The sequence below is a fragment of the Streptomyces sp. NPDC127108 genome, from assembly GCF_042677545.1.
GTDB lineage: Bacteria > Actinomycetota > Actinomycetes > Streptomycetales > Streptomycetaceae > Streptomyces.
Map to the genome: position 1 here is coordinate 131,614 of NZ_JBHXTE010000025.1, position 10,940 is coordinate 142,553.

Consider the following 10,940-nt stretch of genomic DNA (forward strand, 5'->3'; position numbering starts at 1 on the left):
CAGCGCGCTTGGCGAGCGTCGGACGCATGCCAACCGACTCTGCCAAGGGGCCATCGGGCACGCTGCCGACGCGGGCGCACCTGCCCGCACACAGCCTCCGACACGACATGCCGACGGCGCCCGTCCTCGACGTCGTCATCCCGGTCCACAACGAGGAGAAGGACCTCCCGCCGTCCGTGCACAGGCTGCGCGACCACCTCGCGCGGACCTTCCCGTACCGCTTCCGCATCACGATCGCCGACAACGCCTCCACGGACAGCACCCCGCGGGTGGGGGCCGGGCTCGCGGCGCAGGTCCCCGACGTGCGGTACGTACGCCTTGAGGAGAAGGGGCGCGGGCGGGCGCTGCGCGCCGTCTGGTCCGCCTCGGACGCGCCCGTGCTCGCGTACATGGACGTGGACCTGTCCACGGACCTCAACGCGCTGCTCCCGCTGGTCGCGCCGCTGATCTCCGGCCACTCGGACCTGGCGATCGGCTCCCGGCTCGCGCGCAGTTCACGCGTGGTGCGCGGCGGCAAGCGGGAGTTCGTCTCGCGCGCGTACAACCTCATCCTGCGCGGCTCGCTGCACGCCCGGTTCTCCGACGCGCAGTGCGGGTTCAAGGCGCTCCGGGCGGACGTGGCAAGGGAGTTGCTGCCGCTGGTCGAGGACACCGGGTGGTTCTTCGACACGGAGATGCTGGTGCTCGCCGAACGCGCGGGCCTGCGCATCCACGAGGTGCCCGTCGACTGGGTCGACGACCCGGACTCGTCCGTCCACATCGTCAGGACGGCGGCCGAGGACCTGAAGGGCGTGTGGCGCGTGGGTCGCGCCCTCGCGGTGGGCGCGCTCCCTCTTGACCGGCTTGTGCGCCCCTTCGGGGACGATCCGCGCGACCGCGCGCTGAAGGGCGTACCGCGCACACTGCCCCGCCAACTCGTCGGCTTCTGCGTCGTCGGTGTGCTCTCCACTGTCTTCTATCTCCTCCTGTACTCCGCCTTCCGTACGTTCACGGGGTCGCAGGCGGCCAACGCGCTGGCCCTCCTCGTGTCCGCCGTCGCCAACACGGCGGCCAACCGGCGGCTCACCTTCGGCGTGCGCGGCCGGGCCCGCGCGGTCCGTCATCAGGCCCAGGGCCTTGTGGTGTTCGCCGTCGGCCTGGCCCTGACCAGCGGCTCCCTCGCGGCGCTCGACGCGGCCGCCGACGACGCCTCGCACGGCACCGAGCTGGCCGTCCTCGTCGTCGCCAACCTCGCGGCGACCGTCCTGCGCTTCCTGCTGCTTCGCGCGTGGGTGTTCCCGGACCGGCGTACGGAGCCGACACCGGCCGGTACGGAGCCGGCGCCCTCCCCCACGTACACGTACGAAACGAGGAACTCCCGATGACCACGACCCATCCACCCGCCGCGGCCCTGGTGTGGCGCGGCCGCGCCGAGGACGCGCGCTGGGTGCGCCCCGCCTTCCTCGGCCTGCTCCTGGCCACGGCCGTCCTCTACGTCTACGACCTCGGCGCGTCCGGATACGCCAACTCCTTCTACTCCGCCGCCGCGCAGGCCGGTGGCCAGAGCTGGAAGGCGCTGTTCTTCGGCTCGCTGGACGCGGGCAACGCCATCACGGTCGACAAGCCCCCGGCCGCGCTGTGGCCGATGGCCCTGTCCGTGCGGCTCTTCGGCCTCAGCTCCTGGGCGATCCTGCTTCCGCAGGCGCTGATGGGCGTGGCCACGGTCGCGGTCCTGTATGCCGCCGTGCGCCGCCGCTTCAGCGCCGCCGCCGGGCTGATCGCGGGCGCGGTGCTCGCGCTCACCCCGGTCGCCGCCCTGATGTTCCGCTTCAACAACCCCGACGCGCTGCTCGCGCTCCTGATGACCGTCACCGTCTACTGCGTTCTTCGCGCTCTGGAGCACGGGCGCACCAAGTGGCTGGTGTGGGCGGGTGTCGCGGTCGGCCTCGCGTTCCTCGCCAAGACCCTGCAGGCGTTCCTGATCCTGCCGCCGCTCGCGGTCCTGTACGCGGTGTGCGCGCCGGTGCGGCTCGGCAGGCGCTTCGGTCAACTCGCCCTGTCCGGGCTCGCGATGGTGGTCGCGGGCGGCTGGTGGGTCGCGGTCGTCGAGCTGTGGCCCGAGTCCTCGCGCCCGTACGTCGGCGGCTCCCAGCACAACTCCTTCCTGGAGCTGACCTTCGGCTACAACGGCCTCGGCCGCATCAACGGCGAGGAGACCGGCAGCGTCGGCGGGGGCGGCGGGCCCGGCGGCGGTGGCCGCTGGGGCGAGACCGGCCTCGGCCGGATGTTCAACCCCGAGGTGGGCGGCCAGATCTCCTGGCTGCTCCCGGCCGCGCTGATCCTGCTGGTCGCGGGCCTGATCGTGACGTGGCGGGCGCGCAGGACGGACACCGCGCGGGCGGCGTTCGTGGCGTGGGGCGGCTCGCTCCTGATGACCGCGGCCGTCTTCAGCTTCATGGCCGGGATCTTCCACCAGTACTACACGGTGGCCCTCGCCCCCTACGTCGCGGCGCTCGTCGGCATGGGCGCGACCGTGCTGTGGGAGGAGCGCGCCAGGGCGTGGGCGGGCGCGGCGCTCGGCGTCGTGGTCGCGGTGACGGCCTGGTGGGCGTACGAACTCCTCGGCCGCACCCCGGACTATGTGCCGTGGCTGCGCTGGGCCGTCCTTGTCGCGGGGCTCGCGGGCGCGGTGGGGCTGCTGCTCGCGGCCCGGCTCGGCCGGTGGCTCGCGCTCACGGCCGTCGGCCTCGGCCTCGCGGCGTCGCTCGCGGGGCCGGTGGCGTACACGCTGTCCACGGTGGACAGCCCGCACACCGGGTCGATCGTGACGGCGGGGCCCGCGGCGGCGGGGCGGATGGGTGGGCCCGGTGGTCCTGGCGGGGGTGGCGGGCCCGGCGGTCCTGGTGGTCGTGGTGGTCCTGGCGGGGACGGCCGACCCCCGGGCCAGCAGGGACAGCAGGGCCAAGTCCGGAAGAACCCGCAGGGCCAGCCCCCCGGCCAGCAAGGCCAAGGCCAGCCCTCGCAGAACACCCCACCGCGCGGCCAAAGCGGCGGCCTCGGCGGTGGCGGCATGGGCGGCCTCCTCGGCGGCGCCCAGGTGGGCACCGAGGCCGAGCAGCTCCTGGAGCAGAACGCCGGGGACCACACCTGGACCGCCGCCGCGATCGGCGCGCAGAACGCCGCCAGCTACCAACTCGCCACCGGCGAACCGGTGATGGCCATCGGCGGCTTCAACGGCAGCGACCCGTCCCCCACCCTCGCCCAGTTCAAGAGCTACGTGGCCGACGGCCGGATCCACTACTTCGTGGCGGGTGGCGGCATGGGCGGCGGCCGAGGCGGCGGCAGCGAAGGCACCTCGTCGAAGATCACGGCCTGGGTGGAGGAGAACTTCACCGAGGTCACGGCGGGCGACGCGACGTTCTACGACCTCACCAAGCCCGCGAACTAAGTCGCTGTACACCGTAAGGGAACTTCCTCTACGGTGTACGTCTACTCACCGACGTACACCGTAGAAGAGAAGGAGCCCAGATGACGTCGACCACCGCCGACAACCCCGAGGCGGTCGTCGGGCACGGCGACCGCCACCCGCAGCGCTGGCTGATCCTGGGCGTCATCTGCCTGGCCCAGCTCACCGTGCTGCTCGACAACACGGTCCTGAGCGTCGCGATCCCCTCGCTCACCAGCGAGCTGGACGCGTCGTCCGCCGACATCCAGTGGATGATCAACGCGTACTCGCTCGTGCAGTCCGGCCTGCTGCTCACCGCGGGCAGCGCGGCCGACCGCTACGGCCGCAAGAAGCTCCTGACCGCGGGCCTGGTCCTGTTCGGCATCGGCTCGCTCGTCGCGGGCCTGTCCCAGACCTCCGCGCAGCTGATCGCGGCGCGCGCCGGGATGGGCATAGGCGGCGCCCTGCTGATGACGACGACCCTCGCGGTCGTGGTGCAGCTCTTCGACGACGCCGAGCGGGTCAAGGCGATCGGCCTCTGGGCGACCGTCAACTCCCTCGGCTTCGCGGCCGGTCCGCTGCTCGGCGGCTTCATGCTCAACCACTTCTGGTGGGGCTCGATCTTCCTGATCAACATCCCGGTGGCGCTGATCGGCGTCGTCGCGGTCGTCCGGATGGTGCCGGAGTCCAAGAACCCGCAGGGCGACCGCCCCGACCTGCTCGGCGCCCTGCTCTCCACCATCGGCATGGCGTCCGTGGTGTACGCGATCATCTCGGGCCCCGAGCACGGCTGGACGTCGGGCCAGGTCCTGGTCGCGGCCGGGGTCGGCGTGGTGGTTCTCGGGGCCTTCGCGCTGTGGGAGCTGCGGGCCCCTTACCCCATGCTGGACATGCACTTCTTCCAGAACAAGCGCTTCATCGGCGCGGTGACGGGCGCGATCCTGGTGGCCTTCGGCCTCGGCGGTTCGCTCTATCTGCTCACCCAGCACCTCCAGTTCGTGCTCGGGTACGAGCCGCTGGAGGCGGGTCTGCGCACGGCGCCGCTCGCCGCGACCGTGGTGCTCCTGAACCTGGTCGGCATCGGCGCGAAGGTGCACGCGAAGCTGGGCACGCCGCTGACGATCCTGACCGGCATGACCACGCTGGCGGGCGGCCTCGCCGTGGTCGCGTCGTTCGGCGGGCACGACTACTCGGGCATGCTGGTCGGCCTCGTCCTGATGGGCGCGGGCATCTCGTTCGCGATGCCCGCGATGGCCAACGCCATCATGAGCGCCATCCCGCCGGAGAAGGCCGGGGTGGGCGCGGGCATCAACGGCACGCTCGCCGAGTTCGGCAACGGCCTCGGTGTGGCGGTCCTCGGCGCGGTCCTCAACTCGCGCTTCTCGGCGCTGGTCGCGGTGTCGGCGACGTCGTTCCCGGCGGCGCTGGCGGCGGCGGACTCGGCGGGGGAGCGGGAGCGGATCTCCGACGCCTTCTCCTCCGGCCTGGAGACGAGTCAGCTCGTCGGCGCGGTGGCGCTGTTCCTCGGCGGCGCGCTGGCGGCGGCGTTGCTGTGGCGGGCGGAGAGGGCAGACTCTGTGCAGAAGGCGGACCCGTCCGCGGAGTAGAACACGGCACGGCAGAACACGGCACGGCAGGCACGGCACGATGACCAGTACCCAGGAAGGTGCGCCATGACGAAGGCAGCCGACCGCGCGAAGCGAGCGGCGCGCACGAGCGTCTGGCTGGAGGGCAAGGCGCCGCGCGGCACCAGCCGCAAGGGCGCCCAGCCCAGCGGACTCGACCGGGACCGCATCACCGAGGCCACCATCCGGCTCCTGGACGCGGAGGGCCTCGCCAAGTTCTCCATGCGCAGGCTCGCCACCGAGCTGAACGTGACGGCGATGTCCGTGTACTGGTACGTGGACACCAAGGACGACCTGCTCGAACTGGCGCTCGACCGGGTGGCCGAGGAGGTGCGGCTGCCCGACGCCGATGGCGACACCGGCGCGGCGGCCGCGCCCGGCGCGTGGCGCGAGCAGCTGCGCGAACTGGCCGCCGGATACCGGGACCTGCTGGTCCGCCACCCCTGGGTGTCCCCGCTGATCGGCGAGTTCCTGAACATCGGGCCGAACTGGCTGGCGTTCTCCCTCGCCATCCAGCGGGCCGTACGGAACACCGGGCTCACGCCCTATCGCCAGAACGGCGCGATCGCCGCGGTGTTCCAGTTCGTGTACGGCTTCGGGACCATCGAAGGGCACTTCCTCGCCCGCTGCGCCGCCGCGGGGATGACCCAGGACGAGTACTTCAGGGACGCCGTCGGCACCGTGAACGAGGAGCTCGCCAACAACGAGGCGGTGCGGTCCGCCGCGGAACTCATGGAGTCCCGCAGCGAGGGCACCGTCTCCGAGATGTGGGAACGGGACTTCACGATCGCCCTCGACCTGATGATCGCGGGCATCGAGTCGATGCTGGACCCCGCCGTCCTGGCTGCGGACGCCGAGCGGGTCACCGAGCGGGTCACCGAGGAGGAAAGCCCCCGGTAGCCACCGGACCCCAGCGCTCCGGGGTGATCCGGATCAGCGACTTGCCCTGCTCGCGCATCGCCTCGCGGTACTCGTCCCAGTCGGGGTGCTCGCCCGCGATGTTGCGGTAGTACTCGACCAGCGGCTCCACCGACTCCGGGGCGTCGATGACCTCCGCCGTGCCGTCGACCTGGACCCAGGGCCCGTTCCACTCGTCCGACAGGACGACCACGCTGACCCGTGGATTCCGCTTGGCGTTGCGGGTCTTGGCGCGCTCGGGGTACGTGGAGACCACGATCCGTCCCGAGTCGTCGACCCCGCAGGTCAGCGGGGAGGCCTGCGGGGTTCCGTCGGCGCGCGCGGTGAGCAGCAGCGCCTTGTGCCGGGGCCGGACGAAGTCGAGCAACTCCGCGAGGGACACGGTGGTGTTGGTGGCGATGTTCGGGGGCGTCATGGTCACGACGGTATGCCCCCGAAGCGCTGCAACGGTACGTCCCCCGAGGCGCTACACCTGCGGCAGGCTCTCGCCCTGCACCGCCTGGATGTCCAGCTCCACCTTGAGCGTCGTGCCGATCGCCGAGATGCCCGCCTGGAGCACCTGGTTGTAGTTCATGGCGAAGTCCTCGCGGCGCAGTTCGGCGGTGGCGCGGAAGGCCGCGCGGGTGCCGCCCCACGGGTCGGCGCCGGTGCCGAGGTAGGCCAGGTCCAGGTCGACGGGCCTGACGACGCCGTGCATGCCGAGTTCGCCGTGCACGGTCCAGCGGTCGGACCCGGCGGGCTCCAGGCCGGTCGACCGGTAGGTGATCTCCGGGTACGCCTCGACGTCCAGGAAGTCGCCGGACTTCAGGTGGCCGTCGCGCATCGCGTTGCCCGTGTCGATGGACGCGGCCCCGATCACCGCGTCGACCCGCGACTTCTCCAGGTCCTCGGAGATCTCCACCCGCCCGGAGAACTCGGTGAACCGCCCGCGCACGCTGGAGATCCCCAGGTGCTGGGCGACGGCCGCCACGGACGAGTGGACGGGGTCGATCGTCCATGGCCCGGGCGGCGGCAGCTCGGTGCCGCCCGCGCGGGCGAGGACCACATGTCCGACGTCGGCCCGCCCGCTCGCGGTGACCAGGGCGGTGGCGGCGGCGGGCGCGTACCCGACGGCGGTGACGATGACGGTGTACGGCCCGGCGGCCAGCTCCGTGGCGTCCCGCACGACACCCTCGCCGTCGGCGTCGGCGCGCAGCACCTGCGTCCCCGTCATGTCGGTCACGGTGACGACCGCATGCGGTACCGCCCAGCCGTCCCGGGTCCGGATCCGCGCACTAAGTCCCACGTTTCAAGCTCCTTGCAGAGGTCCGAAAAAGCAATCGGCCCCCGGCGGTGGCGACCGGCCGTCCCCAACCGTCGCGTCGCCACCGTCCCGGGGGCCCTACGCACCGCCCGGGGCCGCGTCCGCTCAAAGCGCGGCCCCAAGGCGGGGTCGATCACTCGCCCGGGTGGGCGAGTTCGATGTCGTGCCCCTCGACGACGCCGCCGTCGCCACCGTCGCCGCCGACCGTCAGGCCGGTGGCAACGGGCGGGTAGCCGGTCGCGATGACCGTGTACTCGCCGCCGTCCAGGTCGGTGAAGGCGTACTCGCCGTCCGTCCCGGTGGTGGCGGTGGCCACGACGTTCCCGGCCGCGTCGACGAGCGTGACGCGGGCGCCGTTCAGCGGCCCGCCCTCGGCCCGCACGGTGCCGAGCACCCGCGCCCCGGAGCGCAGTTCGACCTCGACGCGGGTCACGCCGACGGCGGACACCTCGACGGGCAGGGCCACCGGCCGGTGCCCGGCCGCGTTCACGGCGACCGTCACGGGCCCGGGGACCAGCTCGGCGAAGGTGAAGTCGCCCTGCTCGCCGGAGGTCCCGGTGGCGAGCACGTCACCGCGCACATCGGTCACGACGACCATCGCGCCGGCCACGGGCAGCTTGGCGTCCGCGGTCCGCACGATGCCGCCGAGCCCACTGGTGCCGCTCAGGAGCAGGTCGTACGCGAGCGGCTCGGCGCCGACCACGACGGTCGAGGCCTGCGGCTGGAACCCGTCGGCGGAGGCGATCAGGACGTACGAACCGGCGCCGGGGGCGTCCACGGCGTAGGAGCCGTCGTCCTGGGCGACCGCGCGCCCCAACTGCCGCCCGCCGAGGGAGATCAGCGTGACCGCGGCCCGGGGCACGGGCGCGCTTTCGGCGCCGCGCACGAAGCCGTGTACCGGCACGCCCCCGCCGGTGTCCGTCGCGGGCGCCGCGCCGGAGCCCGCGACGGACGCCGTGGCGGCGAGCCGCTGGGTGCCCTCCGGGCCGGCCTCGGTGGGGGCGGCGACGGAGGCGAGCACGGGCTCGGTGGCGGGCGTCGCGGCCTCGGCGGTCGCGGCGGGCGTGGTGGGCACCGTGGACGTGGCGGTGTCGCCGGACTCGGCGGCCTGCGCGAGGGCTCCCGCCGTGCGCAGCGGCACCTCCTTGATGAAGAGGGTGACCACGAACGCGAGGAACGCGATGGGCGCGGCGATCAGGAACACATCCGCGATGCCGTGGCCGTAGGCGCTCTCCATCACGGTCCGGAACGGTCCCGGCAGCGCGTCCAGGTCCGGGATGCCGCCCCCGCCGGTGCCGCCGTGGCCGAGGGCCGCGCCCTGCGGGCCGAGGTCGGCGAGGCCGTCCTTCACGTAGTCGGTGATGCGCGTCGACATGACGGCGCCGAGCGCCGAGACGCCCATGGCGCCACCGAGGGACCGGAAGAAGGTGACGACGGAGCTGGCGGCGCCGATGTCCTCGGGCGCGACCTGGTTCTGCGTGCACAGCACCAGGTTCTGCATCATCATGCCGATGCCGAGGCCCATCAGGGCCATGTAGCAGGCGATGTGCCAGTACGCGGTGTCGTACCGCATGGTGCCGAGCAGACCGAGGCCCGCGGTCAGCAGCACACCGCCGCTGACCAGCCAGGCCTTCCACTTGCCCGTCTTGGTGATCAGCTGTCCCGAGACGGTGGACGACACGAACAGGCCCGCGATCATCGGGATCGTCATGACGCCGGACATCGTCGGCGACTTGCCGCGCGCCAGCTGGAAGTACTGGCTGAAGAACACGGTGCCCGCGAACATCGCGACGCCGACGAACAGCGAGGCGAGCGAGGCGAGGGCGATGGTGCGGTTGCGGAAGAGCCGCAGCGGGATGATCGGCTCGCTGGCCTTGGACTCCACGAGCAGGAACAGCAGGCCGAGCAGGATCGAGCCGCCGACCATCGTGTACGACTGCCACGACAGCCAGTCGTACTTCTTGCCGGAGCCGGAGCCCGCGAAGGTCACCCAGACCAGGAGCAGCGAGACGGCGGCGGTGATGAAGAAGGCACCGGCCCAGTCGACCTTGACCTGCCGCTTCACGACGGGCAGCTTCAGGGTCTTCTGGAGCACGATCAGGGCGATGATCGCGAAGGGCACGCCGACGTAGAAGCACCAGCGCCAGCCGAGCCAGGAGGTGTCGGTGATGACGCCGCCGAGCAGCGGGCCGCCGACGGTGGCGACGGCGAAGGTCGCGCCGAGGTAGCCGGAGTAACGGCCGCGCTCGCGCGGGGAGATCATCGCGGCCATGACGATCTGGGCCAGCGCCGAGAGGCCGCCGACTCCGATGCCCTGCACCACGCGGCAGGCGATCAGCATGCCGGCGTTCTGCGAGAGCCCGGCGACGACCGAGCCGAGGACGTAGATGACCAGGGCTATCTGGACGAGCGCCTTCTTGCTGAACAGGTCGGACAGCTTGCCCCACAGCGGGGTGCTCGCCGTCATCGAGAGCAGCGCGGCGGTGACGACCCAGGTGTACGCGGACTGGCCGCCGCCGAGGTCGCCGATGATCTCGGGCAGGGCGTTGGAGACGATCGTCGACGACAGGATCGCGACGAACATGCCGAGCAGGAGGCCGGACAGGGCCTCCATGATCTGCCGGTGCGTCATCGGGGCGCCGCTGTCCGGGTGCCCGTGCGCTCCGTGCTTGGCATGGCTGCCCCGCACACCGGACGGTGTGGATGTTGCCATGGGTTCCTTTTCCTGATTCTTACGCGGGTGTACGGGTGGGTTCGATGGGTTCCTCGGACGCGTGCGGCGGTCCGGGGAGCCGGGCCGAAGCCGCGCGGCAGTCCCCGAATCCCGCACGCAGGCGGGCGAGCAACGAGCTGAGCAGGCCGACGTCGGCGTCGGACCAGTCGTGCAGGTAGTGGGCGAGCGTCGCGATGGACAGCTCGGACAGCTCCTCGAACTTGGCCTCGCCCGCGGGCGTGAGCCGCAGGATGCGCGAGCGCTTGTCCGCGGGGTCCGGGGCCCGGTCGATCCAGCCGCGCTCCGCGACGTGCGCGACATGGCGGCTGGTCACCGACATGTCGACGGCGAGGAGTTCGGCGAGGCGGCTCATCCGCATCTCGCCGTGACGCTGGAGCAGCGTGAGCACGGCGGCGGAGCCGCTCGGGCAGTCGGCGGGCAGACCGCGGCCGAGGCCGCGCTTCACGGCGCCGATGGCGCTGAGCTGGCGGGCCAGCTCCGCGTATTCACGCTGTGCGGCCATGGCGTCCACCCTCACTTTTCGTTGCTTAGGGCAACCATAGAAGCAGTTGGTTGCCACAGGCAAACTAAAACCGGACCAACGTGCTAAAGGGCTGGCAAAGGTCTCGGACCACGGAGGTAAAGCCGCCGGTCAGCGGGGGTTGGGCCGGGCGGCGGGGATTCGCTAGGGTCCTGCCCCATGGCACACAACCCCCATGCACCGCAGGGCGCCCAGGGCCCCGAGGGCCAGCACGACCCGGCGGGCTCCACTCAGATGTTCCGCGCCTTCGTCGACGAGCCCCCGCAGGGCGGCCGCGCGCAGCGGCAGGCGGCGGCCCCGGCGGGCCCGCGCATCGGCCTGATCGTGGGTGTGGTCGCGGCGATCGCGATCGTGGCCGCGGTGGCCTGGCTGGCCCTGAAGTAACGCTCCGGCGCGCGCCCGCACGTGGGTTCGGG

9 protein-coding genes are annotated in these 10,940 nt (G+C 72.3%); 5 read left to right on the top strand and 4 right to left on the bottom strand.

Annotation, left to right across the window (positions count from 1 at the left end; all coding sequences use genetic code 11):
* The first annotated feature begins 26 nt into the window (after positions 1-26).
* The 4 genes from ACFVHO_RS22380 to ACFVHO_RS22395 all read left to right on the top strand — a co-directional run bounded on the left by ACFVHO_RS22380 (position 27) and on the right by ACFVHO_RS22395 (position 5,949).
* A complete protein-coding gene (locus ACFVHO_RS22380) occupies positions 27-1,364 on the top strand; it encodes a glycosyltransferase (RefSeq protein WP_385717237.1) in 1,338 nt (445 codons plus the stop codon).
* Entirely contained in the window at positions 1,361-3,427 is a 2,067-nt protein-coding gene (locus ACFVHO_RS22385) for an ArnT family glycosyltransferase (RefSeq protein ID WP_385717240.1), read from the top strand. Before ACFVHO_RS22380 ends, ACFVHO_RS22385 begins: the two co-directional genes overlap by 4 nt.
* Before the next feature lie 80 nt (positions 3,428-3,507).
* Positions 3,508-5,031, top strand: a complete 1,524-nt coding sequence (locus ACFVHO_RS22390) for an MFS transporter (protein WP_385717243.1) — start codon at positions 3,508-3,510, stop codon at positions 5,029-5,031.
* Between the two features lie 66 nt (positions 5,032-5,097).
* The gene (locus tag ACFVHO_RS22395) at positions 5,098-5,949 is read left to right on the top strand and encodes a TetR/AcrR family transcriptional regulator (RefSeq protein WP_385717246.1); all 852 of its coding nucleotides are present in this window, start codon (positions 5,098-5,100) and stop codon (positions 5,947-5,949) included.
* On the opposite strand, the gene ACFVHO_RS22400 is transcribed toward ACFVHO_RS22395, so the two are convergent.
* The 4 genes from ACFVHO_RS22400 to ACFVHO_RS22415 form a co-directional block, all read right to left on the bottom strand.
* Positions 5,924-6,382 (bottom strand): PPOX class F420-dependent oxidoreductase, encoded by a 459-nt coding sequence (locus tag ACFVHO_RS22400; RefSeq protein WP_385717249.1) that lies wholly within the window; start codon positions 6,380-6,382, stop codon positions 5,924-5,926. The genes ACFVHO_RS22395 and ACFVHO_RS22400 overlap by 26 nt on opposite strands.
* Before the next feature lie 51 nt (positions 6,383-6,433).
* A complete protein-coding gene (locus tag ACFVHO_RS22405; RefSeq protein ID WP_385717252.1) occupies positions 6,434-7,252 on the bottom strand; it encodes a YceI family protein in 819 nt (272 codons plus the stop codon).
* 151 nt (positions 7,253-7,403) lie between these two features.
* On the bottom strand, positions 7,404-9,983 hold the full coding sequence (locus ACFVHO_RS22410) for an MFS transporter (protein WP_385717255.1): 2,580 nt from the start codon (positions 9,981-9,983) through the stop codon (positions 7,404-7,406).
* 19 nt (positions 9,984-10,002) lie between these two features.
* Complete coding sequence (locus ACFVHO_RS22415; RefSeq protein WP_385717258.1) at positions 10,003-10,506, bottom strand: MarR family winged helix-turn-helix transcriptional regulator; 504 nt, start codon at positions 10,504-10,506, stop codon at positions 10,003-10,005.
* 177 nt (positions 10,507-10,683) lie between these two features.
* Between ACFVHO_RS22415 and ACFVHO_RS22420 the strand changes: the two genes are divergently transcribed.
* Complete coding sequence (locus ACFVHO_RS22420) at positions 10,684-10,908, top strand: hypothetical protein (protein ID WP_385717261.1); 225 nt, start codon at positions 10,684-10,686, stop codon at positions 10,906-10,908.
* Positions 10,909-10,940: the final 32 nt, after the last annotated feature.

Coding starts and splice junctions, on each gene's coding strand:
- ACFVHO_RS22380 (WP_385717237.1), top strand. CDS start 27: ATGCCAACCGACTCTGCCAAGGGGCCATCGGGCACGCTGCCGACGCGG.
- ACFVHO_RS22385 (WP_385717240.1), top strand. CDS start 1,361: ATGACCACGACCCATCCACCCGCCGCGGCCCTGGTGTGGCGCGGCCGC.
- ACFVHO_RS22390 (WP_385717243.1), top strand. CDS start 3,508: ATGACGTCGACCACCGCCGACAACCCCGAGGCGGTCGTCGGGCACGGC.
- ACFVHO_RS22395 (WP_385717246.1), top strand. CDS start 5,098: ATGACGAAGGCAGCCGACCGCGCGAAGCGAGCGGCGCGCACGAGCGTC.
- ACFVHO_RS22400 (WP_385717249.1), bottom strand. CDS start 6,382: ATGACGCCCCCGAACATCGCCACCAACACCACCGTGTCCCTCGCGGAG.
- ACFVHO_RS22410 (WP_385717255.1), bottom strand. CDS start 9,983: ATGGCAACATCCACACCGTCCGGTGTGCGGGGCAGCCATGCCAAGCAC.
- ACFVHO_RS22415 (WP_385717258.1), bottom strand. CDS start 10,506: ATGGCCGCACAGCGTGAATACGCGGAGCTGGCCCGCCAGCTCAGCGCC.
- ACFVHO_RS22420 (WP_385717261.1), top strand. CDS start 10,684: ATGGCACACAACCCCCATGCACCGCAGGGCGCCCAGGGCCCCGAGGGC.